At 62.0% G+C, this 25,126-nt stretch carries 21 protein-coding genes and 1 pseudogene; 15 read left to right on the top strand and 7 right to left on the bottom strand.

Features of this window, described 5'->3' with window-relative positions:
• Window positions 1–370: 370 nt before the first annotated feature.
• Window positions 371–1,648 carry an integrase catalytic domain-containing protein gene (locus tag ZAL01S_RS02720; RefSeq protein WP_206394856.1) on the bottom strand — a complete coding sequence of 426 codons (1,278 nt, stop codon included), beginning with the start codon at window positions 1,646–1,648 and terminating at the stop codon, window positions 371–373.
• 230 nt (window positions 1,649–1,878) lie between these two features.
• Here ZAL01S_RS02720 and ZAL01S_RS02715 point away from each other — a divergent pair, with 230 nt between their 5' ends.
• The 8 genes and pseudogenes from ZAL01S_RS02715 (at window position 1,879) to ZAL01S_RS02680 (ending at window position 14,316) form a co-directional block, all read left to right on the top strand.
• The gene (locus tag ZAL01S_RS02715) at window positions 1,879–2,394 is read left to right on the top strand and encodes an ECF transporter S component (protein ID WP_223845782.1); all 516 of its coding nucleotides are present in this window, start codon (window positions 1,879–1,881) and stop codon (window positions 2,392–2,394) included.
• Window positions 2,395–2,431: 37 nt separating this feature from the next.
• Complete coding sequence (locus tag ZAL01S_RS02710) at window positions 2,432–4,714, top strand: ATP-binding cassette domain-containing protein (protein ID WP_083522985.1); 2,283 nt, start codon at window positions 2,432–2,434, stop codon at window positions 4,712–4,714.
• A gap of 35 nt (window positions 4,715–4,749) precedes the next feature.
• Window positions 4,750–6,492: an ABC transporter ATP-binding protein gene (locus tag ZAL01S_RS02705; protein ID WP_042380551.1), complete on the top strand. Its 1,743-nt coding sequence runs from the start codon at window positions 4,750–4,752 to the stop codon at window positions 6,490–6,492.
• A 14-nt stretch (window positions 6,493–6,506) separates the two neighbouring features.
• Window positions 6,507–8,249 carry an ABC transporter ATP-binding protein gene (locus ZAL01S_RS02700; protein ID WP_066079218.1) on the top strand — a complete coding sequence of 581 codons (1,743 nt, stop codon included), beginning with the start codon at window positions 6,507–6,509 and terminating at the stop codon, window positions 8,247–8,249.
• Between the two features lie 273 nt (window positions 8,250–8,522).
• Window positions 8,523–9,750 (top strand): annotated as a pseudogene (locus ZAL01S_RS02695) (IS256 family transposase).
• A gap of 436 nt (window positions 9,751–10,186) precedes the next feature.
• Complete coding sequence (locus ZAL01S_RS02690; RefSeq protein ID WP_244875305.1) at window positions 10,187–12,247, top strand: type ISP restriction/modification enzyme; 2,061 nt, start codon at window positions 10,187–10,189, stop codon at window positions 12,245–12,247.
• Window positions 12,248–12,254: 7 nt separating this feature from the next.
• Window positions 12,255–13,457 carry a competence protein CoiA family protein gene (locus ZAL01S_RS10215; protein WP_159421546.1) on the top strand — a complete coding sequence of 401 codons (1,203 nt, stop codon included), beginning with the start codon at window positions 12,255–12,257 and terminating at the stop codon, window positions 13,455–13,457.
• Between the two features lie 70 nt (window positions 13,458–13,527).
• On the top strand, window positions 13,528–14,316 hold the full coding sequence (locus ZAL01S_RS02680) for a hypothetical protein (protein ID WP_066079209.1): 789 nt from the start codon (window positions 13,528–13,530) through the stop codon (window positions 14,314–14,316).
• A gap of 206 nt (window positions 14,317–14,522) precedes the next feature.
• On the opposite strand, the gene ZAL01S_RS02675 is transcribed toward ZAL01S_RS02680, so the two are convergent.
• From ZAL01S_RS02675 to glgA, 3 genes are all read right to left on the bottom strand, one after another.
• Window positions 14,523–14,783 (bottom strand): type B 50S ribosomal protein L31, encoded by a 261-nt coding sequence (locus ZAL01S_RS02675; protein WP_066079206.1) that lies wholly within the window; start codon window positions 14,781–14,783, stop codon window positions 14,523–14,525.
• Window positions 14,784–14,908: 125 nt separating this feature from the next.
• Entirely contained in the window at window positions 14,909–15,691 is a 783-nt protein-coding gene (locus ZAL01S_RS02670) for an ABC transporter ATP-binding protein (RefSeq protein ID WP_066079406.1), read from the bottom strand.
• Window positions 15,692–15,701: 10 nt separating this feature from the next.
• A complete protein-coding gene (glgA, locus tag ZAL01S_RS02665) occupies window positions 15,702–16,889 on the bottom strand; it encodes a glycogen synthase (RefSeq protein ID WP_066079203.1) in 1,188 nt (395 codons plus the stop codon).
• Between the two features lie 57 nt (window positions 16,890–16,946).
• Here glgA and glgC point away from each other — a divergent pair, with 57 nt between their 5' ends.
• Window positions 16,947–18,188: a glucose-1-phosphate adenylyltransferase gene (gene glgC / locus ZAL01S_RS02660; protein ID WP_066079200.1), complete on the top strand. Its 1,242-nt coding sequence runs from the start codon at window positions 16,947–16,949 to the stop codon at window positions 18,186–18,188.
• Window positions 18,185–18,850, top strand: coding sequence for a phosphoserine phosphatase SerB (gene serB, locus ZAL01S_RS02655; protein WP_066079197.1), 666 nt, complete (start codon window positions 18,185–18,187; stop codon window positions 18,848–18,850). Before glgC ends, serB begins: the two co-directional genes overlap by 4 nt.
• 109 nt (window positions 18,851–18,959) lie before the next feature.
• Here serB and ZAL01S_RS02650 read toward each other — a convergent pair whose 3' ends face one another.
• The gene (locus ZAL01S_RS02650) at window positions 18,960–19,907 is read right to left on the bottom strand and encodes an L-lactate dehydrogenase (RefSeq protein WP_066079194.1); all 948 of its coding nucleotides are present in this window, start codon (window positions 19,905–19,907) and stop codon (window positions 18,960–18,962) included.
• 46 nt (window positions 19,908–19,953) lie between these two features.
• Window positions 19,954–20,682: a 3-oxoacyl-[acyl-carrier-protein] reductase gene (gene fabG, locus ZAL01S_RS02645; RefSeq protein WP_066079192.1), complete on the bottom strand. Its 729-nt coding sequence runs from the start codon at window positions 20,680–20,682 to the stop codon at window positions 19,954–19,956.
• Between the two features lie 107 nt (window positions 20,683–20,789).
• Here fabG and ZAL01S_RS02640 point away from each other — a divergent pair, with 107 nt between their 5' ends.
• Genes ZAL01S_RS02640 through ZAL01S_RS02630 form a run of 3 tightly spaced genes read left to right on the top strand, consistent with a single transcriptional unit; the run spans window position 20,790 to window position 22,224 of the window.
• Window positions 20,790–21,104, top strand: a complete 315-nt coding sequence (locus tag ZAL01S_RS02640; protein ID WP_066079189.1) for a DUF3099 domain-containing protein — start codon at window positions 20,790–20,792, stop codon at window positions 21,102–21,104.
• Window positions 21,101–21,367 (top strand): hypothetical protein, encoded by a 267-nt coding sequence (locus ZAL01S_RS02635; RefSeq protein WP_083522984.1) that lies wholly within the window; start codon window positions 21,101–21,103, stop codon window positions 21,365–21,367. The genes ZAL01S_RS02640 and ZAL01S_RS02635 overlap by 4 nt, the downstream gene beginning before the upstream one ends.
• On the top strand, window positions 21,364–22,224 hold the full coding sequence (locus ZAL01S_RS02630; RefSeq protein WP_066079186.1) for an SURF1 family cytochrome oxidase biogenesis protein: 861 nt from the start codon (window positions 21,364–21,366) through the stop codon (window positions 22,222–22,224). The genes ZAL01S_RS02635 and ZAL01S_RS02630 overlap by 4 nt, the downstream gene beginning before the upstream one ends.
• 128 nt (window positions 22,225–22,352) lie before the next feature.
• Here the strand turns inward: ZAL01S_RS02630 and ZAL01S_RS02625 are convergent, their stop codons facing one another.
• Window positions 22,353–23,951: an ABC-F family ATP-binding cassette domain-containing protein gene (locus ZAL01S_RS02625; protein ID WP_066079183.1), complete on the bottom strand. Its 1,599-nt coding sequence runs from the start codon at window positions 23,949–23,951 to the stop codon at window positions 22,353–22,355.
• A gap of 185 nt (window positions 23,952–24,136) precedes the next feature.
• Between ZAL01S_RS02625 and ZAL01S_RS02620 the strand changes: the two genes are divergently transcribed.
• Window positions 24,137–24,433 (top strand): cupin domain-containing protein, encoded by a 297-nt coding sequence (locus ZAL01S_RS02620; protein WP_066079180.1) that lies wholly within the window; start codon window positions 24,137–24,139, stop codon window positions 24,431–24,433.
• Between the two features lie 51 nt (window positions 24,434–24,484).
• Complete coding sequence (locus ZAL01S_RS02615; protein WP_066079177.1) at window positions 24,485–25,102, top strand: biotin transporter BioY; 618 nt, start codon at window positions 24,485–24,487, stop codon at window positions 25,100–25,102.
• Window positions 25,103–25,126 lie beyond the last annotated feature (24 nt).

The following is a 25,126-nucleotide window of genomic DNA, read 5'->3' as shown; positions in this document are numbered from 1 at the left end:
AACATGATTTACCGAGAATTCGACCTGACAGGATCGTGAAACGCTGCTACCAGGTACACCCGCGCACGCTACCGATTCGGCCCACACGCGCTACCAAAAGCATTCGCTATACAAGGGGTTCAGTGTTTCCGAGGCGTGGGAACGTGAGAGCAAAGGGCGGCTCTTGGAGACCGGATTCGGGAGTTCGTGTGACCGTGAGCTGTAAAAATGGGAGAGTCGTCAAAATGCATAGGCCACGCTCCAATGGTGTGGGCTCGCGTCAAACGGTTTAGGGTTGCCGTCAACAGGTAGTCGTGCGCGTGGTGCCTCACTGTCAAGTCCCCGCGAACGGTTGGTGCCTCAGATAGTTTTCCCCGCGAAATTTTTGGGGTTAGCTGACGCGGCGGCGGATGCCTGTGAGGTTGGGGATGGCTGGGCGGGCTTCGTGTTCGAGGCGTTGGGTTTTGAGGCTGGCCAAGCGGGTGAGTTCGGTTTGGATGTGGGTGATTTGGTGGGCCATGGCTGCGGGTTTGAGGCTGGTTTTGTAGGCGGCCAGTTCGGCTTGTTGGGCAGGGTTCAATATGCCGGAGGCGAGCAGTCGTTGGTAGGGAGTGGCAGGGGTGTCATAGAGGCGTTTGCGGCGTCCGATTTGGTCGGTGGTCCAGCTGGTGGGTTTCTTGGTTGGGGTGAGGTAGTTCAGTCGGTCACACACCAGGGCCCACAGCTGGTTGAGTAGGTTGAGTTCGGTGGGGGTGTCGTAGCGGTGGTAGAAGCCGTAACGGCGCACGAGGTGGTTGTTCTTGGACTCGATGGTGGCTTGATCGTTCTTCTTGTAGGGCCGGGATCGGGTAAAGAAGATCTTGCGGTCGCCAGCCCAGCCGATCAGGTCGTGGTTGATGAACTCGCTGCCGTTGTCGCAATCGATTCCGGTGACCATGTAGGGGACCTGATCAATGAAGTGGTCGAACGCGCCCAGGACGTGGACCGCGGCGTTGTTGCGGATCGCGCGGGTGAAGACCCAGCCGGTGTGAAGGTCGGTGAAGTTCACGCTGCGGCAGAACTCGCCTTTGAGTGTGGGGCCGCAGTGGGCGACGGTGTCGACTTCGAAGAAGCCGGGTTCTGTTTCGACCTCGTCGCCGGCTTTGCGAATGGTGATCGAGTTGCGCAAGAGCGTTCCTGGGCGGGTGGTGGATTTGCCCCGGATTGGGTCTGTTGCTTTGGTCGGGGCGAGGTAGCGGTCGATCGTGGCTGCTGACATGGCCAGTAGTTCTGCACGAACCTCGGCGTTGTAACGGCCCTGGTCTTCGACTAATGATCCTTCGGTTTCCATGGCCTGCAGCCAGCTGGCCATTGAGGCGGCGAGGTACTTACCGCACAGCCCGCCGCTGGTGGCCCACACGCTTTGGAGTACTTTGCGAGCGTTGTAGGAATACTTACAGCCCTTGGTGCGGCGTCGGTCGATCACCGCAACGGTGGCGGTGGCACGGCCCTTGGGCTGGCGCATCCTGGCCCGTAACTGTTGGCGGGCGTGGTTCCGGTTCCAGCCAGTTACTGCGACCACCTGGTCCAAGATGATGCCCTTTTGTTTCTTCGATGCTGACTCGTAGGCAGCCGCGTACTTCTTGGTCACTTCAAAGCGTGCCTGCATGGAAAGCCCTTCATCACCCATACCCCCTGATCGTTGCCGGCACCAGACATGTTTCGCGGGGAAAAGTATGTGAGGCACAGGCCCTGTTACGCGGGGACTATGCATGAGTCTCGTCGGGGACTTGACCCAGTCGGAAGTTAGGTTAGGCTAACCTAAGTGAAAGGAGGTTTGCTGTGACAGACCGATCCGGTACAGTTCGACGCTCAGCTCGCGGGGGATTAACCGACTCAATTCTAGGTACCCGAAATCTCATGATGGTGGCCTCCCTGTCGGTGGTCGGCCTCATCATCCTCATCCCACTGAGCTACATCGCGCCGGCGGGTGCGGCTTCGCAGAGCGCAGTCTGGCTCGGGGTGTCCCTTCTCGGACTTTGGGTCATTCCCTACCTCCTTCCTCTGGCCGTTGTGCGAAGGCCGGGCGCTTCGCTGCTGGCCGCGCTGATCATCGGAGTTGTGAGCGTATTTACTACTCCCACTGGGCCTGCCGCGATTGTCGGTAACGTCATTGGCGGGCTCCTGGTTGAGTTTCCCATGGCGTTGATGCTGTACCGGAAGTGGACGTGGTGGGCGTATCTGATCTCCGCCGCATTCTTCGGGGCATTTAACAGCCTGTTGTACCTCACGCTGCTCAAGCACGCGGTGGGAATCTCGGTATCGGGACTGATCGTGCTGGTGGGAGTCACGTCGTCCGTCATTGGCGGTTTGGCCGTCGTCGGACTAACCCGTTTGCTCAACAATGCAGGCGTAGGCGTAGACCATCGTGAGTGAAAGGCTGGCCTCCACTTTGAGCAGCGAGCAACGGTCTGTGAGCGAGTCCGCGCGGGCGCTCCTGGCGGTTGAGGATCTTTCCGTTCACTACTTGGGTCAGGACCGGTGGGTGCTGCAACGTCCAAGCCTGGTCCACCTGAGCGGTCAGGTAACGGCCGTCATTGGGCCCTCTGGATGCGGTAAAACTACCTTCGTCCGAGCCGTGTGCGGCCTTGTGCCCCACTGTCTGCCGTCCGAATACTCCGGCAGCGTTCAAATTGCCGGCGCCGAAATCGCCGACGCCACGGTCCAGTTGATCGCTACCAATGTTGCCTACGTGGGACAAAATCCGGATGCCGCAGTCATTACCCGTACGGTGTATGACGATGTCGCGTTTGCGCTGCAGAACCTCTGCCTGCCTGTTCCTGAGATTGATCGACGGGTACGCGAGGCATTGGCTGCGGTTGGTCTGGAGACCAAGCTGTGGGAGAGCCCATGGAGATTATCGGGCGGCCAACGCCAGCGCCTAGCGATCGCGGTAGCACTGGCTATGCAGCCCCGCTTACTAGTCCTCGATGAGCCAACATCGATGATTGACACGCAAGGCACGGACGAGTTTTACAGCGTCATCCAACAGCTGGTTAGCGATGGCGTGGGCATCGTGGTGATCGACCATGACCTCGACCCGGTCCTACCCCTGTGCGATCACGTCATAGCGCTCAACGCGCAGGGCGCGGTGATCGCGCAGGGAACTCCACATGAGGTTTTTCTCAGCCATACCGCGGAACTTGAGGCGTGCGGAGTGTGGCTGCCCCGTGCGTTACGCGACGAATCCCCGCACCACGCCTTGACCTGCGAGCAGGCGGGCATTCGAGTTCCCCGCATCACGGATATCTGTGGTGATTCGGTGCAATATCAGCGGCGCACCGAAGCAGGATGGGAAACCATCGATGCGATTGACACGCTCGACGGTGGAGGCAGCGCCACGGTAGAGCTGGCAGATTTCTGTGTTCCCGGACGTTCCCCAGCTATCTCTATGCGGCTACGGGGTGGCGAGTTTATCGCGCTTATAGGGCCGAATGGCGCAGGCAAAACATCCCTGCTCGCGGCGCTGGCGGGTCTCATACCATCAAAGGCACAACGCGCTACGGTCTGCGGAGAGGTTGTGCGGCGAGGGCGGCACCAGGTCGGCTACGTGTTTCAAAACCCGGAACATCAGATGGTTTGTTCCACCGTGGCTGGCGAAATCTCCACGGGGGATGTTTCCGCGTCTAAAGCCGAGGCTATTGTGGAGCAATTCCATCTCTCCCAGTATCGAGACCAACACCCGTTGACTCTCTCAGGCGGCCAGATTCGTAGACTATCGGTGGCTACGATGGTCGCCGAGAGCCGCGATGTGATTGTCCTTGACGAGCCCACGTACGGCCAGGACTGGGCGAATACCTGCGAACTCATGGCCTTCATCGACGAACTGCGCGCTGAGGGCAGAACCGTCATCATGGCCACCCACGACCTAGAACTTGCCCTATCACGCTGCAGCCACATCATCGCGCTACCTGCTGCCGTTAGCGAAACTCGTGAAAACGCCGCATCCGCAGCACCAGCGAACCCGCCTTCGCCGTCCGTGCCCCGTGGACTCTTCTCATCGTTCAATCCTGTGACGTTGCTATTGGCGCTAATCCCGGCGATGGTCATGGTGTTCGTATGCAAGGACCCGGCCGTCAATGTTGGAGTGCTCATCGCAGCGAGCCTGGCCATGGTAGCCGCGAGAGCGAGTCGCGCTCGAACGGTCATGTCACTGCTAGCACCCTGGGTCATCGCAGCTGTGCTACTGCCGGTGTTCCGCTACAACTACACCATTGAAGAGGTCAGCCCACTCTACAATCACGGTGGCGAGCTTGCCGCAGCGAGCGGTATCGGGGCACTGTTGTCCCTCATGCTGCTTTCAGGCATCAGCACTCATCCGGAAGCGCTGCTTCGCACGTTGACGACGACGTTCAAGCTTCCCTATCGGGTCACTGCGGCGGGAACTGCGGCTGTCGCCTTCGTCACTCGTTTCCGGCAAGATTTCCAGCTGTTGCGCACAGCGCGGGCATTGCGGGGTATTGGGGCATCATGGGGGCCGTTAGCGCCCGCAATTCGATGGGTGGGTTCCCTCGTGCCGCTGGCGATCCTCGCCGTCCAGCACGGCGAACGGGTTGCCCTGTCGATGGATTCACGTGGCTTTGGCGCCTATCCGCGGCGCACGGAACTCCAACACACACCGTGGCAGGTGCGAGATTGGTGCCTGGTGGGCCTCCTTTGGGCCGTTACTGCGTTGCTGTGGTGGTGGCGCCAATGAACGTTTCGAAAGACTCGACTCGACAGGAGCCCGATGTGAGTATTTCCGTCGCCGCACTAATCCGCCCGGCCAAGGGCGCGATGGTCCTTTCCGCAGTCCTCACAGCCTTAGGCGCTATCGTCACGCTGGTGCCGTTCGTCGCCTTACACAACATGGCCGCGATCTGGCTTGACGGGCAGGTGCGCACCGGCTGGACCGGAAAGCCGTGGGTTTGGGCCGTGATAGCGGTGCTTTCGCTGTTCGTGGGCCAATTGCTCTACCTGTTTGGATTGGGTGTCACCCACGAGGCAGAAGCCAAGCTCCGACATCGGTTGCGCGGCAATGTGGTCCAAGCGCTGGGCAGTTTGCCCTTGGGTAGGGTCTCGCAGGTGCCGCACGGGGCCATCCGCAAGATGGTGTGTGACGATACCGCAGCCATCCATACTCTCGTTGCGCATGTTCCCGGTGATGTCACCAACGCCGTGGTCTCGATGGTCGTAGGCCTCGGGTATCTCGTGTGGGTCGATTGGCGACTGGCGCTCGCGCTCTTTGGAACGTGGGCCGTAGCGATCATGATCATCGTCAGCACGACCATGCGCGGCTATAGCGATATCACCAAGCGATTCGGACATGCCCAGACCGCACTGGCCGCAGCCACCGTCGAAATGCTTGAGGGCATTAAGGAGATCAAGAATTTCCAGGCCACCGATGCGACCCGAACGCGCTTTAACGCCGCCCGCCAGCAATTTTCTGCCATCTCCTTCGACTGGGTTCGTCGCTCCGGCAGAGCGATTAGTCTGCTCGGTTCGCTACTGCGTCCAGCCACGGTCTTCGTCACGGTCGCGTTACTGGCGGCGCTATTCGTCGCACAGGATTGGAGCACGCTGTCGGCGACGCTGCCATTCTTCCTGATCGCTCCCGGTATCCCGGAGGGGTTCACGGTGCTAGTCGGTCTGATGCAGCATATCTATGAGTCGCAGCTGGCGGCTCGCACCACGGCAGAGCTGCTTTCCGAGAAACCCATGCCCGAAGGCAGCCGCACCCAAGAAGAGGGCCCAAACCCCGGCCAAGTTGAGGTCTGTGAGGTTTCCTTCTCCTACGAGCCTGACGTGCCCGTTGTGCACGGTGTCTCCTTTACGGCTGAGCCCGGAACGGTCACGGCTCTGGTGGGCCCGTCGGGCGGAGGGAAGTCCACACTGGCCCGGCTGATTGCGCGCTTTTACGACGTCAATGATGGCGTGGTACGCATCAGCGGTGTGGATGTGCGCGAGGCGAGTTTTTCGTGGCTACTTTCCCGCGTCGCGATCGTCCTACAGGACGTAACGTTGTCGAACGATTCGGTCCATACCAATATCGCGCTGTCGAAACCGTCGGCAACGCGCGCCGAGGTCGAGGCAGCAGCCCGTGCGGCATGCATCCACGATCGCATTATGCGTCTGCCCGAGGGGTATGACACCGTGCTTGGCGAGGTTGGTGGCTTCCTCTCGGGCGGTGAGCGGCAACGCATCACCCTGGCGCGAGCATACTTGCAGGATGCGCCGATCTTGATTCTCGACGAGGCCACCGCGCAAGCAGACCCCCAGTCGGAGCGTGCGATCCACGAAGCGCTCAGCACCTTGGCATCCGGGCGCACGGTGATCATCATCGCGCATCGACTCGCCACCATCCGAGACGCCGACCAGATCCTCGTGATTGAGGACGGCCACATCACTCAGCGTGGTAGGCACGAGGACTTGGTCAACCAAGCGGGGACCTATAGCGAGATGTGGCGGGCCCAAGAACTCCATTACATGGCCTAAGGAGAGACACGCTCATGTGGAAACTAATGGTCAGGGTCGTCAACAGGGCCGAGTTGCGTACGTTGGTGGGCTGGTTCGCCTTCTCCGCTGTCCTACAAGGCATCACACTGGCGTTGATGATCCCATTCCTTCGGGCATTATTCTCCCGCTCTGAAACCCTTGGCACCTGGCTCGTCGTCGTTGCCATCCTCGGCGCGATCACGGTGACGGTCGACACCTTCGCGATGTACCGCTCCTATCGGATCAGCGTCTATGAAGTATGCGATACCTTAATTGATCGCGTAGCAGATCATGTCTTGCAGCTGCCGCTTGGGTGGTTTAATGCCAAACGCGAAGCGGACGTGGCTAATGCGACATCCAAGGAGATCAACACCCTGTCGCATCTGGCATCAATGGTGATCCCGAACCTGTGCAACGCCTTCATCGTGCCGTTGGTGATGCTCGTTGCCACCGCATTCATTGAGTGGCCGTTAGCTGTGGTCATGGCAGTGTCGATCTTGCCGTTTATTCTCACGTGGCGGAAAATGTCGGCGGCAACAACCAGAGCCAATGACATGGAAGACCGTACCTCGTCCGCCGCAGCCGGCCGGTTGATTGAGTTCGCCAGGCTACAACCGGTGCTTCGAGCCACGGGTGCCGCGACGTCGTGGGACCCCGTACAAGAGACTCTGCAAGCCGACTCTGAGGCGACGTTGGCCGGGCTTCGGATCAAGGGCCGACCTGCCCAAGGATTCAACCTCATCGCTAACGTGACTTTCGCGGTGGTGCTCGCCTTGGGGCTGTCGTTCGTGACCGGAGCGCGTCTGGACCCGATTGCGTATCTGGTGATCGCGGCGGTCAGTGCGCGCATGCTGCTGCCGCTCACAAAAGCCGCGCTCTACGCATCTGAGGTCGATAACGCCGCAGTAGCGTTGCGCCAGATGGGAATAATCCTTGATGCCGCGCCACTTGCCGAACCTGATTCCGAGCAGGCACGGGAACCGCGTGGGACGTCGATTGAATTCCGAGGAGTGTCGTTTTCCTACGAGTCAGGCCGGCCTGTCCTAGACGATGTCTCGCTCACCGCCCCGCAGGGAGCAGTCACCGCACTAGTGGGGCCGTCAGGGGCCGGGAAGTCGACGATCTTGCGTCTCACCGCAAGGTTTTGGGATGTCGACGCCGGTAGCGTGACCATCGGCGGGGTGGACGTGCGCGAGATTCCAACCACGCGGATCATGGAGCTGACCTCGATGGTGTTCCAGGACACCTACCTGTTTGACACCACGATCCGGGAGAATCTGCGGATTGCCCGTCCCAATGCGACGAATGCCGAGTTGGAAGAAGCAGCTCGCAAGGCGAGACTTGATCGGGTGATTGAGGCGCTGCCTCACGGTTGGGATACCGAAGTGGGGCCTGCCGGGCAGAGCCTGTCTGGAGGTGAGCGCCAACGAGTGGCGATCGCTCGGGCATTCATCAAGGATGCTCCGATACTGCTGCTCGACGAGATTACCTCGGCGCTGGACGGCGAGAATGAATCGGCGATTAGCGACGTCATCAGTCAACTATCTGAGGGCCGCACTGTGATCGTGGTAGCGCACAGACTATCCACCATAGATAGCGCCGATCAGGTGGTCTTCCTCGAACCCTTAGCGGACGGTGCTATCGTCGCCGAAACCGGCACGCCTAAGGAATTGTCTAGTCGGCCCGGACGGTTCCACGATTTCGTGGCTGCCGCCGATGCGTCGTCTCGTTGGCAGCTGAGACACACCTCAGATTAGCGGACACGGTCCCGGTGCCAGGCGCCAAGCCCTAAACCCACAGCTCGAATCGGAGTACCTCGACGCGTTTGGCACACGTGGTGCTGTCGCGAACATGGCGCTAGTGGGATCATTTGCGAACAGCATCTCGCTGATGAGCGAGGGCGCTACTAATCACCAAGGGAGTTGAGTCCCTCATAGTGGTGTAGCGGGGTGGTCGTGCTGGACAGCAGGGCGGTCACCGTGTGATCCTCGAGTTTCGTCCCCTACAACTCACTCGCGAAAGGCCACACGATGACCGCTACCCATATTGTCGACCCTGCCGGGCTGCTTGGCGAACTGCTTGCCGAGGCGTCACCTGTTGCAGACTGTGATCAACGAGTTGCTGTCTGCGGATGCTGATGCGGTTGCAGGTGCCGAGTACGGCCGCCCAGATCCTGACCGACGTGCCCAGCGCAACGGCTACCGCCACCGGCCTCTCGATACCCGTGTTGGGACCTTGGACATCGCGGTCCCGAAACTACGCCAGGGCACCTATTTCCCTGAGTGGCTGCTGGAGCGTCGCAAGCGCGCCGAGTCCGCATTGATCACTGTTGTTGCCGACTGCTATCTCGCTGGAGTCAGTACTCGCCGGATGGACAAGTTGGTCAAGACGTTGGGAATCGACCGGCTGTCGAAGTCCCAGGTCTCTCGCATGGCCGCCGAGTTGGACGAGCACGTCGCCGAGTTTCGACACCGTCCACTAGGCGATGCTGGGCCGTTCACGTTCGTGACCGCCGACGCGTTGACGATGAAAGTTCGCGAGGGAGGTCGTGTGGTCAACGCGGTCGTCATGCTCGCGACCGGGGTCAACGCCGACGGGCATCGCGAAGTCTTAGGGATGCGGGTCGCCACGAGCGAGACCGGCCCGGCCTGGAACGAGTTTTTCGCCGATCTGGTCGCCCGAGGACTGTCCGGGGTCCGGCTGGTCACCTCCGACGCCCACCAAGGCCTCGTGGAAGCGATCGCGGCGAACCTGCCCGGTGCCGTCTGGCAGCGTTGCCGCACTCACTACGCCGCGAACCTGATGAGCATCACTCCCAAGAGCTTGTGGCCGGCGGTCAAGGCCATGCTCCACTCCGTCTATGACCAGCCTGACGCCGATGCTGTTCACGCCCAGTTCGACCGGCTGCTGGACTACACCGCCGAGAAACTCCCCGACGTCGCAGACCACCTCGATGCCGCCCGCGCTGACATTCTCGCGTTCACCAGCTTCCCGACCGAGGTCTGGCAGCAGATCTGGTCGAACAACCCCACCGAACGGCTGAACCGCGAGATCCGGCGCCGCACCGATGCGGTTGGGATCTTCCCAAACCGGGAAGCGATTGTCCGGCTCGTCGGCGCCGTCCTGGCCGAGCAAACCGATGAATGGGCAGAAGGCCGCCGCTACCTCGGCCTGGAAGTCCTCGCCAAGAGCCGCCTCAACCTGATCACCACACCCACAACCACGACCGATGCCGACATGCCCGCACTCGCAGGCTAAAACCCCAAACGAGAGGAAAACACCGTTACACCACTACAAGGGACTTGACCCCCAACTTGCTAAAAGCTTTGTAGTTGACTAGGAGTGCAGATGGTCGTCGGCCCACCTGCAAGAACGAATAGCAAGCGGTATCGTCTACAGGTAGTGGTGCTACCCGCATCATTTGTCGAGACCCCGCGTCTATTCTTGCGCGCGAGATCCCGACTGGTTCACCCCCTCTACGGACGCCAGCCGGGTAGCGACGTGCCAGATACTCAGCGGTACAGCAGGCTAATCTCCAAACGTCCGCGGCAGCCGGAAATCCCAGTTCATCGCCGGTATCGAAGCTGTTCGATGGCCCTGCTCCGCACTGGGGTCTTGTATCCATCGTGACCAGTTGTGCGATCCATTCACCGGGACCGGGACCTTCATTGTGCGGCTTTTGCAGTCGGGCATTGTGAAACCGGAGGATCTCGCGCGAAAGTACGCGAAGGAGCTCTGGGCGAATGAGATCATGCTCCTCGCCTACTACATCGCCTGCGTAAACATTGAGACGACGTATCAGTCGATAATGCTGGCGGCCTCCTCAGAGCATGAGCTTGAGGACATGCCGTACGTGCCGTTCCCTGGCGCAACACTGACCGACACCTTCCAAATCACCGAGGAAGGCGACCGCGCCGACACCTCACTCATGCCCGTGAACAACGAGCGCATTGAGGCACAGCTCGCAAAACCGATTCGTGTCATTGTCGGTAACCCGCCGTACTCCGCGGGGCAGTCGTCCGCGAACGACAACAACCAGAACCTCAAGTACCCGACGCTCGACCGCCGCATCGCGGACACCTACGCGCTGCACTCAACTGCGACGAACAAGAATTCGCTCTACGACAGCTACATTCGCGCCTTCCGCTGGGCGAGCGACCGCATCGAAGAGCACGGCGTCGTCGCTTTTGTCTCGAACAATGGATGGGTGGACGGCAACACCGCGGACGGACTCCGCAAGTGCATAGCAAAGGAGTTTAGCGACATCTGGGTGTACAACCTTCGCGGCAACCAGCGCACAGCGGGTGAACAGTTGCGTCGTGAGGGTGGCAAGGTCTTCGGCTCGGGCGCCCGCACCGGCGTGGCCGTGTTCGTGGCGGTGAAGCGTGCGGATGCTGAGGACGAGTGCCGACTCCACTACTACGAGGTGCCCGACTACCAGAGTGCCGAGGTGAAGCTCAGCACCCTGAATGAGGCGTCGCTCGCAACAGTGAACTGGCGAAACCTCACGCCGAACGACGCCGGTGATTGGGTGAGCCAGCGTGACGAACGCTTCGCGACCTACCCGGCGCTGACGGGACAGGGCCTGAGCTACTTCACGTCCTCCTCACGTGGTCTGGAAACAACTCGTGACGCATGGTGCTACAACTTCTCCGCCGAGAAGGTTGCCTCGAATATGCAGCGCATGATCGACGTCTACAACGCTGAGGCAGCTCGGGGCGTGAGCACTGAGGCGGAACTGGAATCAGATCCGCAGCTCATCAAGTGGTCCTCGAGCCTGTCGTCACGAGCGCTTCGTGGCCAGCGACACGAGTTTGACCACGACGGAGGCCGCGAGGTTCTCTATCGGCCGTTCTCGAGACAGCGTGCCTACCTCGACCGTGTATTTGTTCACCGACCGGGCAAGAACTTCGAGTATTTCCCGACTCCGGAGCACGAGAACTGGGTTCTCTACGTCCCAGGCGCAGGTAGCAGCGCGCCCCCATTCTTCACGTTGTCGTCCTCGTCATTGATCGATCTTGGAGCTTGTGGAATTAGCTCAGCGATTTCATATCCCCGCTACCGCTACGAGCAGGTCCATGAGACCCACGGTAGCTTCGATTTCGGCGGCGACATTGACGAGCATGGCTACCGCAAGATCGACAACATCACTGACGAAATCCTCGCCCACTATGTAAAGCACTTTGGCCCGTACGTCACGAAGGACGACATCTTCGCCTACGTGTACGCCGTGCTTCACTCGCCGCAGTATCGCGAAACGTTCAAAGCCGATTTGAAGCGTTCGCTCCCCCGCATCCCGCTCGCCGCATCGGCAGAAGATTTCCGCGCCTTTGTTACGGCAGGACAAGAACTGCTCGACCTGCACCTGCACTACGAAAGCATCGATCCGTATCCGCTCCACGTCACAAGCACTGTCGAGTTCACCACCGACGAGTACGAGCTCTACCGCGTCGAAAAAATGAAGTGGGCCGACAAGGGCACGAAGATGAAGCTCGTCGTGAACTCGCGCATCACCCTACGTGACTTCCCCGCCGAAGTGCACGAGTACATGCTCGGTGCGCGCTCCGCCGTGGACTGGCTCATCGACCGATACCAGGTGAAGATCGACAAAGCCTCCGGCATCGTGAACGACCCGAACGATTGGGCACGCGAACACGACGACCCGAGCTACATCGTCGACCTCATCCGCCGCGTCACCCGCGTCTCCGTCAACACCGTCCGTATCGCCAACTCCCTCCCCCACCTCCCCCTGTAGCGCAGCCATGGCACCGCAGGTCTTTGACGACATCCCGCGTTCGGACTCCCACTGGCAGCGTGACCCTGAATCAAGCTGGGAATTCCTGAACCGAGTGGATGGTGACTACTGGGACTATGTGCGTCAAATCATCGAGGCATGGTTCGCGTGGATGTCGGCAAGCGGATCCAAGCAATTCTTGGGCCGGCTCAGAAGCGGCGACGATTCGCAATTCCGCAGCGCATTTCTGGAGCTCGAGACACTCCGTCGAGCAGGGTGGTCGGTTGAAGTAGAGCCAGCGCTGAATGGGACCGGGACCCGGCCCGACTTCTTGGCTCGTCGCGGACAGCAACGAGTCATCATCGAAGTCACCGCTCGAGGCACGCCGAGAGAGGTTGCGAGGCGAGCCCACCGGCGGGGACACGTGTGGCAAGCGATCGACGATGTCATTGTCGGAGACGTTGGTTTTCGAGTGGTCGAGCTGACCGTCGGCCCGCAAGATCTACGGCTCAAAGAGCTGAAAGACCAACTCACATTTTGGGCCAATGAAGTCGTCAACAGCCCCGTGGACCCTGGCCCTTTCATGCACTGCCGACAGGGATGGGTGATCCACCTCGAAGCCGTACGAAACGTTCGCGTGCCGGGCGCACCTGGCAAGTCGCGAGGCATCGCTCTCGGTGCAATTGATGCCAGTTTCCCAACCCATGACGAGACGCTTCGCTCGCTCATCGCAAAGAAAGACTGCCGTTATGGCGAGATGGGCCTGCCATATGTCATCTGCGTTGGGGCGAACATGATTGAAACTGACGACTGGTTTGGTGTCCAAACTTTCTACGGGAGACATCAAGTCACGCTCGCTACTGACGAATCCGGTGAAGAGGTCTTTGTACCCGCGCCGCTGACAAACCACGGCTACTTCGTGGATCACGTGTCTCCGAGGCGCACGCACGTTAGCGGGGTCTGGGTGGCAGATAACATCTCGTCATCAGGCCCACACGTGGCGCGAAACACGATGTGGGTCAACCCAAACGCGGCACACGCCTTGGAAGACCCAACGCTCGGTGGACCGCTGAGGGTTGCGCGGTGCGTCGGCCAGGAGATTCGTTTCTCAGAGACTCAAATCGAAGCAGCGAACTTCCTTGAACTCGATGAGCAATGGCTTGGGGCTCGACCCTGGTCATCGGGAGAACCCTGGCGAGCACCGAACCAACCGCTTCGGTACCCGAGTTGACATCGATTTCCTTCATCGACCGGTTTGCTGTGACTCGACTTGAGTAGCCTCTCAACACATGGAGGAGCACATGTCTCTGACGAACTACGTCGCGGCACGCACCCCCGCCGTGGAAGCCGCTCTCAGCGCATTGCGCGCGGAAGCAGGATCCCGCCACGCAGCCTGGACGACAATCGCCTTCACTGCCTCGACGACAACCGGTACTCCCCTTGCCGAGGTCGACATGACGGTTTCGGGAGGGCCCTTGGGTGGCGGCCAGCAGGTGACTCCCACCGACAAGGAATGCGATCTCTTACGCACCATCGCCAACGAGCAGCTGGAACACGACCCGCGCATCTCGTCGTTCGAGATCACGATGGTGTGGAACGAACCCGGCGAGACACTCGAGGTGTATCGAGAGGGAGCCGGTGAGGGTCTGAGCGAGCTGGAACAGTTCCTCGAGGGGGAAGTTCTCCCCACTCCCCGCCTTGCACATCTCGCCTCTATGCCGATGTATGACGGCGCTCGACTTAACTCGTCGATCGTGGCCGAGGCGCGTGGTCTCGACATGGCTGCCGCGAAGTGTCTTCTTGGGGCGGAAGGTGAAGAAGCACGGCTTCGCGAAGAACACAAGCTGGCATTGGCAGCGGCGTCTGCATTCACGAAGCCTGCGACTTTGTTGCAGTTTGGTCCGATGCTCGAGTTGATCCGGGCATGGCGGCCTGAATCCGTGGTTGGTGAGCCGAAGTCGGGTGCTGCGGCAATGCCGGTCATGCTTGCCGCAGCGCAGGACCCTCTCGCTGGCCTTGTTCGCGATGCGATCCCGGCGATGTACGAAGACCTCGCCTTCGACCTCGTGCAGTCTCGCTTTCGTCGATAGCTGCGGAACGAAGCATCCGGCACCGCGATCTGCCGACCGATGCGTCATCGGCCGACGAAAACGCTCGACAGATGACGCATCCCTCGTCATTTCCGTCGGGTGGTGATCTGTATACGGCGCTCGGCGCACTCGATCAGCTCCCACATTGGCAACGCAACAGGGGCCCCACCCGAAGGTGGAGCCCCTGTGCGAAACCGCGGAAGGTCTTAGGCCTTCTTGCCGAACTTGGCGTAGCGGTTCTTGAACTTCTCGACGCGACCGGCCGAGTCCATGATGCGCTGCTTACCGGTGTAGAACGGGTGCGAGGCGCTCGAGATTTCGACGTCGATCACCGGGTAGGTGTTGCCGTCTTCCCACTCGATGGTCTTGTCGGTGGCCTTGACCGTGGAACGGGTGAGGAACTTCTCACCCGACGCGAGGTCGTTGAACACCACGGCGCGGTAGTCGGGGTGGATGTCCTTCTTCATGTTGTTCCTTCGTGTCGGACTGAAAACTTCAAAAGCACGCAGTGATGCACTGCGCGTAAGCCAAGAGGCAACACTACCAGGTTCTTGGCATCCCGTCGACGGAGAGTCTCGGGGTGTTGCGCGCGCTACTTCGCGCGGGCGGTGAAGCGGCCGTCGCGCTTCGTGACCTCGAGGGAGAGACCGAACGCCTCCGAGAGCGGGCCCTCGGTGATGACCTCGTCAACCGGGCCCTGCGCGACGACTCCCCCATCCTTGAGGAGCATGGCGTGCGTGATACCCACCGGGATCTCCTCAACGTGGTGCGTCACCATGACGATCGCCGGCGCAAACTCACTCTGCGCGTAGCTCGTGAGTGACGCGAGAAGGCTTTCGCGGGCGCCGAGGTCGAGCGATGCGCTCGGCTCGTCGAGGAGCAGCAGCTCCGGGTCGGTCATGACCGAGCGGGCGATCTGCGCGCGCTTCTGCTCACCATCCGAGAGCGAACCGAAGGCGCGGTCCGCGAGGTGCGAGAGATCCCACTCATCGAGAATCGCGCGCGCCTGTTCCTCATCAAAAGAGTCGTACTGCTCACGCCAGCGTCCCGTCACACCGTAAGCGGCCGTGAGGACAGCGTCGATGATCGTTTCGTTGGCCGGGATGCGGCGGGCCATCGCGGTGGATGCGAGACCGATTCGCGGGCGAAGCTCAAAGACATCCGTCTTGCCGAGCGTCTCGCCGAGCACCTTCACCTGGCCGCTCGTCGGGTGGAGCTGGGCTGCCGCGAGGTTCAGGAGCGTGGACTTGCCGGCACCGTTCGGGCCGAGCACCACCCAGCGGTCGCGCTCGTCGACCGACCAATTCACACCATCGAGAATCGTGCGGCCGTTACGGACAACAGTGGCGGCGGAAAACGCTACGACTTGAGTCATGGCCACCAGGCTACCCGTTGATGAGCTTCCGGTAGATCTCCTGGGTCTGTTCCGAAATGCGCGACCAGGTGAACTCGCGCTCAGCACGCGCACGACCAGCCTTGCCGTACTCGGCAGCCTTCGCCGGGTCGCTCAGCACTTCGTTGAGCACCGCCGCGAGGTCGGCAATGTACTTGTCCGGGTCGACGGGCGTGCCCGTGCCATCCTGCACCTGCTCGATCGGCACGAGGCGTCCAGTGACACCATCCTCGACGACCTCCGGGATACCACCGGTAGCGGTACCCACAACGGCCGTGCCACACGACATTGCCTCGAGGTTCACGATGCCCAGCGGCTCGTAGATCGACGGGCACACAAAACAGGTTGCCGCGCTGAGCGCCACCATGAGGTCACGCTTGGGCAGGTGACGCGAAATCCAGATCACGCCATCGCGCTCGGCCTGAAGCTCCTCAACAAGGCCCGTCACTTCGCGCTCGATCTCGGCTGTGTCGGGGGCACCCGCGCAGAGGATGATCTGGACGTCCTTCGGGAGCTCACGCACGGCCCGAAGCAGGTACGGCAGACCCTTCTGGCGCGTGATGCGGCCCACGAAAATGACCGAGGGGCGGTCTGGGTCAATGCCCAGCTCACGTGCGGCGTCCGGGTCTTCGATGCGCTGCCACTCGTCGAGGTCGATGCCGTTGTAGACCACTTCGACCTTCGACTCATCAAGCTGCGGGTACGCGCGAAGGATGTCGCGACGCATGCCGCCACTGACCGCGATGATGCGGTCGGCGTCCTCGTAGCTCGTCCGCTCAATCCAGCTGGAAAGGCGGTAACCGCCACCGAGCTGTTCCGCCTTCCAGGGGCGCAGCGGTTCAAGACTGTGGGCCGTGATGACGTGCGGGATGCCGTGGAGCTGCTTCGCGATATTGCCGGCGGCATTCGCGTACCAGGTGTGGGAGTGGACGAGGTCAGCGCCCTCCACATCGCGGGCAATTTCAAGGTCGGTGCCGAGGAAGCCCAGTGCGGCATTCGCATCGGCGAGCGGAGCCGGAACCTCGTAGGCGAAGGTGTCGGCCTCGTCGCGCGGCGAACCGAAGCAGCGGACCTTCACGTCGATGTCGCGACGCATCGCTTTGACGAGCTCGGTGACGTGGACACCGGCCCCTCCGTAGACGGCTGGCGGATATTCCCGAGAGATCACATCAATACGCACACTTGCACGCTAGCCGATAGTCGGAAACTGTTCATGAAGAGGTCCTAGTCTCAAGACATGGGTCAGAAAAAGGTGTTCGGCATCGTCCTTGCTGGTGGCGAAGGAAAGCGGCTTATGCCCCTCACCGCGGACCGCGCAAAACCCGCGGTTCCGTTCGCAGGGCAGTACCGTCTCATTGACTTTGCCCTCTCGAATCTCTTCAACTCGGGCATCCACAAGATCGTGGTGCTCACCCAGTACAAGTCGCACTCGCTCGACCGCCACGTGTCGCACACCTGGCGTCTTCCCGCGATGCTCAACCAGTACGTCGCCTCGGTGCCGGCGCAGCAGCGCCTTGGCAAGCAGTGGTTCTCGGGCTCGGCCGACGCTATCCGTCAGTCCCTCAACCTCATCCACGACGAAAACCCAGACATCGTGGTCGTCGTTGGCGCCGACCACGTGTACCGCATGGACTTCTCCCAGATGGTCGACGCGCACATTGCCTCGGGTCTTGGCGCCACGGTCGCTGCGATCCGTCAGCCGCTGTCGACCTCGAAGTCCTTCGGTGTGATCGAGGTCGATCAGAACGAACCCCACAAGATCTCGCAGTTCCTTGAGAAGCCCGCGCACTGCGAAGGACTCCCCGACTCCCCCAACGAGATCCTCGCCTCGATGGGAAACTACGTGTTCGACGCCGACAAGCTCGTCGAAGCAGTCATCCGCGACTCCGACCTCGACGGCTCGAAGCACGACATGGGTGGCGACATCATCCCGGGATTCGTCGAGCGCGGCGACTGCGGGGTTTACGACCTCAACGACAACGATGTCCCAGGTTCCACCCCTCGTGACCGCTACTACTGGCGCGACGTGGGTACGCTCGACAGCTTCTTCGACGCCCACATGGACCTCATCTCGACGCTGCCTATCTTCAACCTCTACAACGAGCAGTGGCCGATCTTCTCGCAGCAGCTCAACTCGCCGCCCGCGAAGTTCGTCCGCGACAGCCGCGGCTCCACCGGAACAATGATCGACTCGATCATTTCGCTCGGCTGCGTGCTCTCCGGGGCCCACATTGAGCGTTCGGTGCTTGGCCCGTGGGTGAAGGCAGAGTCCGGTTCGGCCGTCGTCGACTCGATCCTGTTCGATCGCGTCGAGGTGAAGCCGGGAGCCGTCGTTCGTCGCGCGATCATCGACAAGAACGTCGTCATCCACGAGGGTGCCCAGGTTGGTGTCGATCACGATCACGACCGTGCACGCGGCTTCACCGTCACCGACTCCGGCATTACCGTTGTCGAGAAGAACGGCGTGGTGCTTCCGTGAGCCGGGCAGGACGTCGTGCCCGCCGGGCGCGGTTCCTCGTCGTGCTGGACGTCGACTCGACGCTCATCGAGGACGAGGTCATTGAGCTCATTGCCGACGTCGCGGACGTCCGCGACAAGGTTGCCGAGATCACCGAGCGTGCCATGCGCGGCGAACTCGACTTCGAGGGCTCGCTCCGTGAACGCGTGGTGCTGCTCGCTGGAATCCAGGTGGATGACCTTGCCCGCGTTCGCGAGCGGATCACCGTCACGAAGGGCGTCCCGGAGCTTGTTGAGGCCGTGCACGCCGCTGGCGGCATGATCTGTGCCGTCTCGGGCGGCTTCCACGAGATCCTCGATGGCCTTGGCGAAGAGCTCGGTCTCGACCGCTGGCGCGCAAACCGCTTTGCTGTTGCTGACGGCCAACTCATCGGTGACGTGGATGGCCCGATCATCGGCCGCGAAGCGAAGCGTGAGACGCTTGAGGCGTGGGCTGAAGAGTTCGGCGTCCCGCTCGAGCGGACAGTTGCCATCGGCGACGGCGCGAACGACCTCGGCATGATGTCGGTGGCGGGCCTCTCAGTCGCCTTCGACGCGAAACCGGTCGTTCGGCAGGAAGCGTCGCTCGTCATGCGCGACCGTGACATGGCGCAGGTGCTGCCCCTCCTCGGCCTCCGGGCGTAGCAACACGAGGTGGTCGAGTGCGCGCGAAGCGCGTGTATCGAGACCGCTGGCGTGAGTTCGGACGCGTGGTCTCGATACGGCCTGCGGCCTACTCGATCAGCTCAGGTGGCTAGTGGATCGCGGCGACGGAGGCGCGAATCGTCTCCGCCGAGTGATCGAGCGCTGCACGCTCCTCATCCGTCACTGACAGCTCGAGCACCTGCTCGATACCGCGGTGGCCGACGATCGTCGGCACCGAGAGCGCGACGTCCCGCAGCCCCCACTCCCCCTCGAGCACGATCGAGAGCGGAAGGACGACGCGCTCGTCCCTGAGGATCGCCCGCGCGATCCGAGCACTCGCCAAACCGATCGCCGTGTTCGTCGTGCCCTTCGTCTCGACGATCGACCAGCCAGCCTCGCGCACTTCCTGGGCAATCGCAGCTTGCGACTCGGGGGCAAAGGGTCGCGTGCCATCCGGCAGCGTGAACTCGCTCACCGGAACCGGCCCGATTGACGCCTGCGACCAGAGCGGGAACGACGTGTCGCCGTGCTCACCAATCACGTGTGCGTGCACGGACGACTCCGCAACACCGCCCGCACGGTGCGCGAGCAGCCAGCGAAGGCGGGCCGTGTCGAGGAGCGTGCCTGCCGAGATCACCCGCTCGCGAGGCAGGCCGCTCACCTCCTGCGCAACGACCGTGAGCACGTCACACGGGTTCGTGACGAGCAGGAAGATCGCATCCGGCGCCACCTTGAGCACCTGCGGGATGATCTGGTGCAGGATCTGCACGTTGATCGCCGCCACATCGAGGCGCGACTGTCCAAGCTTCGGCTTCGCTCCCGCAGTCACCACGACAATGTCGCTGTCGCGCAGCACCTCAAGGTCATCCGAACCGCGCACACTCGACGGCTCAAAGAACATGGACCCGTGGGCAACGTCGAGAAACTCGGCACGAACCTTGTCAGCATTCAGGTCGTAGAGTGCGACTTCGCGGGCAACGCCGCTCGACAGACACGCGAAGGCCGTCGAGGTACCAACAGCGCCCGCACCAACAATGCCGATCTTGCTTCGACTCATAGCTCCACTCTCACGAGGATGGGCAGTGGTGGCGATGGGCAGGTGACTAGTGGCCCATCCCAAGTCCGCCATCCACGGGGATGACAGAGCCGGAAATGTACGAGGCCTCATCGCTTGCGAGCCACGCAGCCGTGTTCGCAATGTCGGCGACCTGCCCGAAGCGTCCCGCCGGGATGCTTGCAAGATACTGCTGCTGCGTCGCCTCCGGAAGCTCGGCCGTCATATCCGTTTCAATGAATCCCGGTGCGATGACGTTCGCAGTGATGCCGCGCGATCCAAGCTCGCGCGTGATCGAACGCGCCATACCGACGAGACCAGCCTTTGCGGTCGCGTAGTTCACCTGGCCAGGCGAGCCGTAGAGCCCGACCACGCTCGAAATGAGGATGATGCGGCCGAACTTTGCGCGGAGCATCCCCTTCGTAGCGCGCTTCACCGAGCGGAAGACGCCGGTGAGGTTCGTGTTGATGACCTCCGAGAAGTCCTCTTCCGTCATGCGCAGCAGCAGCATGTCGCGCGTGATGCCGGCGTTCGCAACGAGAATCTCGACGGGGCCGAACTCCGCCTCGACCTGGCTGAAGGCAGTGTCGAGCGAGGCCGTGTCCGTGACGTCCGCCTTCACCGTGAGCGCACCCTCCGGGCCGCCCTCGCCCGAGCGGCTCGTCACGGCGACGTGATAGCCAGCCTCGAGGAATCGTTCGGCGATCGCGCGGCCGATGCCGCGGTTGCCGCCGGTGACCAGAACGGTGCGGGTGGAGTTCTCGGATGCGTTCGACATGCCGACATCTTAGGAGAGATGAGCGTCTTGGCCGCCCAGTCGGCACGGCACCTTGGCATGTCAACTCCCCCGAGTACCCTGGAACGAGGCGCAAAAGGAGGTGAGCCGTGAAGTTTCGACGTGGATCCGAGGCGGCAAACATCACCTCCATGCCCGAAACCGCGCACGAAGAACGCGTGCGACGGATGCGGAACTACGCCATCACGATGGCGATCCGCACGGCCTGCTTCCTCGCCCTCATTTGGGTGCGTGGGCCGTGGATGCTTGTGTTCGCAGCCGGTGCCATCTTCTTGCCGTACTTCGCGGTCGTCGTCGCGAATGCGGTCGCCCGAAACCGTCGCAGGCCCACGGTACAGCGCCCCTCCACGATCGTGTTGGCTGGATCCCCGACACCGCACGAACAGGCTCAGGAGGCCGCATGAGTGGCGAGTTTGATCTCTTGGCGCGTCTCGCGCAAGGTGAGCGGGAGTTTCCCGAGCCGACGTGTTCGCGCGCCTCGTGCGAGGAGCCGGCGACGGTGCGGATTGAATGGCGCAATCCCCGCATCCACACGCCGGAACGAATCAAGATTTGGCTCGCCTGCGAGGAGCACCGCAGCTACCTCGAGGGGTTCTTGAGCGCACGCAACTTCCCGCTTCGTATCCACGCCATGAGCGATGCGATCGATGAGGAGCCGATCGCGTGAGCGGTGACGCAGCGGGCTGGCGATTTGCGTTCTCGAAGCGCTGGCTCGGCTATCTCGCGCTCCTTATCGTGTTTGCGATCGCGTGCGGGTTTCTGAGCCGCTGGCAGTTTGATCGCCGTGAAGAGAAGGTCGCCGAGAATCACCGCATTGAAGCGAACTTCGACCGAGCCGCAGTCCCAATCGACGAGGTGCTGCCGGAGCTTGGCAGCTGGGACACCGAAATCGAGTGGATGCCGGTGGAGCTTCACGGCCGCTACCTCGCCGACCAGCAGCTGCTGGCACGCGCGCGTCCCTTCAATGGCTTCCCCGGCTTTGAGATCCTCACGCCGTTCGAGACGGACAGCGGGCGCATCTTCATCGTGAATCGTGGCTGGGTGCCGACGGGCAACGAGCAGGATGCTCCTGATCACGTGCCTGCGCCGCCTGCGGGTGAGGTGACGGTGACGGCACGCCTGAAGCCCGGCGAGCCGGAGATTCCTGGCCGAAGTGCTCCGGCCGGTCAGATTGCCACCATCCACTTGCCGACCTTCGCGCAGCAGCTCGGTGAAGACCGCGTCTACCAGGGGGCCTACGGGCTCCTCGCGACGGAGGACCCTGCCGCAGAGCACGGCGACCTCGTGCCGCGGCCGCAGCTGACCGAAGGAAACCACCTCTCCTACGCCGTCCAGTGGATCATCTTCGCGGTGATTGCGGCGGCAGGGCTCGTACTCGGCATCCGCAACGAGTACCGCTACCGAAATCCGGATGACCCGAAGGTGCAGGCCGCGAAGGCGCGCGAGGCCGCCCGCAAGGCGAGGCGAGCCAAGACCGACGGCGAAATCGAAGACGCCATCCTCGACGAACTCGAGTCCCGCTAAACCCCGAAATACCGACCCTTGCGTCAACTACCGAGGTTTGTCGTGGGCATTTGACGCGGACGTCGGTATTTCCGCGAGGGGTGTGATCTCGATACGGACTTCGTCCTACTCGATCAGCTCAGTTGCGGCTAGTTCATGGAGATGAGCTCGAAGTAGTCGGGGCTCCAGTGGTCTTCGGTGCCCTCCGGCATGATGAGCACACGCTCCGGGTTGAGCGCCTCCACGCATCCTTCATCATGGCTCACGAGCACCGTCGCGCCCTCGTAGTGTGCGAGTGCTTCGAGGATCTGGTCGCGGCTTGCCGGGTCGAGGTTGTTCGTCGGCTCATCCAAGAGCAGCACATTCGCGCTCGACACCACGAGCATGGCGAGCGCGAGACGCGTCTTCTCGCCACCCGAGAGCACGCCCGCGGGCTTGTGCACGTCATCCCCCGAGAACAGGAAGGAACCGAGCACCTTGCGCGCCTCAGTCTCAGTGAGATGTTGCGACACGGACACCATGTTCTGCAGCACCGAGCGCTTCACATCGAGTGTCTCGTGTTCCTGGGCGTAGTAGCCCACCTTCAAGCCGTGGCCAGCAATGATCTGGCCGGTGTCGGGCTCATCGACGCCCGCGAGCATTCGCAAGAGCGTCGTCTTGCCGGCACCGTTGAGGCCGAGGATGACGACCTTCGAGCCACGATCGATCGCGAGGTCGACCGCCGTGAAGATCTCGAGCGAACCATAGGACTTGGAGAGGTTTTCGGCCATGATCGGCGTCTTGCCGCACGGGGCTGGCGTCGGGAAACGCAGGCTCGCGACGCGATCTTGCACACGCACTTCCTCGAGCGAACCAAGCATCTTCTCCGCTCGACGCTGCATCTGATGCGCAGCCGCAGCCTTCGTCGCCTTCGCGCCGAACTTTGCGGCCTGCTGCTGGAGGGCTGTGGCCTTCTTCTCGATGTTGGCGCGTTCCTTTTTGCGGCGCTCCTCATCGGCCTCGCGCTGGCGCAGGTAGTGCTTCCAGCCCATGTTGTACACGTCGATCACCTGGCGGTTCGCGTCGAGGTAGAACACGCGGTTCACCGTCTCGCCGACGAGCTCAATGTCGTGCGAGATGACGATGACGCCGCCCTGGTACGACTTCAGGAACTCGCGAAGCCAGACGACCGAATCGGCGTCGAGGTGGTTCGTCGGCTCGTCAAGAATCATCGTGTCCGCGCCGGAGAAGAGGATGCGGGCCAGCTCAATGCGGCGACGCTGACCACCCGAGAGGGTCTTCAGTGGCTGGTCGAGGATGCGATCCGGCAAGGAGAGGTTCGAAGCGATGCTCGCAGCTTCAGCTTCGGCAGCGTAGCCACCGAGCGCGAGGAAACGGTCTTCGAGCCGGGCGTAGCGGCGCATCGCAGCATCCGCCTCGTCTGGGTTGTCGGACGACATGAGCTCGGTCGCCTCGGTCATGCGGATGCGCAGATCACCAAGGCCGCGCGCGTCGAGGATGCGGTGACGCGCGAGCTGCTCGGGATCACCAGAACGCGGATCCTGCGGAAGGTAGCCGATCTCGCCACTGCGACTAATCTCGCCAGCCGTCGGCAGCGTCTCCCCCGCGAGCGTCTTCGTGAGCGTCGTCTTGCCGGCACCATTGCGCCCGACGAGCCCCACCTTTTGGCCGGCCTCCACACGGAAGTTCACGCCGGACATGAGCGTGCGAGCTCCAACGCGGATCTCGAGGTCACGAACGGCGAGCACGGCACACTCCAAAACTGGGCGGGGATGAACTGAACGAGGTTAGCAGGGCAGGAAATCCAGGCAGGTGCTCCCTGCCCAACGACACAGCTCTTGCAGCAATACGACACATCCCATGTGCGACAGTCACCGTCATCCGGGCCGATACTTTGCCTTGGCCTATTCTGGTCAGCCAGGAGGTTCCACCAGTGGCTACATCCCACATCGATTTCGAGTCGGCCTCGTTCCGCATCACCACGTGGACGATCGAGCCGGGCGATGCAATCGAGTTTCACGTCCACGAGCACGACTACGTCGTCATCCCCCGCGAGGGTTCCGAGATGCACGTCATCCGGGAAGACGACAGCGAACTCGTCGCGACGATGAGCCCGGATGCGCCCTATGAGCGGGCGAAGGGATCCAGCCACCGTGTGGAGAATCGCGGGAGCGAACGCATCATCTTCACCGAGATCGAACACCTCGGCCAGCCGATCCCCGCAGAGTAGTCTCAGAGCAACAACAGTGAAGACGCTCTTGCGTCTCGAAGGAGAAAACCTATGACGACCACCGCCGTCGCTGGCGCTCCGCGCCTCGTCCTCGCCGACCGGCTTGTCCGCTCGAAGGGCCTTGCCACCAACGTCACGCTCGTGCTCGCTGGCGCCGCCATTGTGGCGCTGCTCGCACAGGTCGAAATCCCGATGTGGCCGGTGCCCATCACGGGCCAGACCCTCGGCGTGATGGTCGTTGGCGCCGCCCTCGGTATGCGTCGCGGCGCTGCCTCGCTCCTCACCTACATGGGTGCGGGCCTTCTTGGTCTTCCCGTGTTCGCCGGTTTCAGCGGCGGATGGGGTTCGATCGCCGAGCCGTCCTTCGGCTACATCATCGGCTTCGTGATCGCAGCTGGCCTCGTCGGCTGGCTCGCTGAGCGCCGCTGGGACCGCCGCCCGATGCTCTCGATCGCAGCATTTGGTTTCGCCTCGCTCATCCCGTTCATCACGGGTGTCCCCTACATGGCATTCATCCTTGCTCAGCTCGGTGAGCCGATCGACTTCGTGACCGCACTCAACTACGGCTTCACGCCGTTCATCCTCGGCGGCATCGTGAAGTGGGCTCTCGCAGCCGCCATCATGCCGCTCGCGTGGAAGGCCGTGAAGAAGCTCGACGAGCAGCGCTAACGCACGCAACATCTCAACGCCTCG

The organism is [Zimmermannella] alba NBRC 15616 (assembly GCF_001570905.1).
Taxonomy (GTDB): Bacteria; Actinomycetota; Actinomycetes; order Actinomycetales; family Microbacteriaceae; genus Pseudoclavibacter; species Pseudoclavibacter albus.
This window is presented reverse-complemented; position numbering and strand designations above follow the sequence as displayed.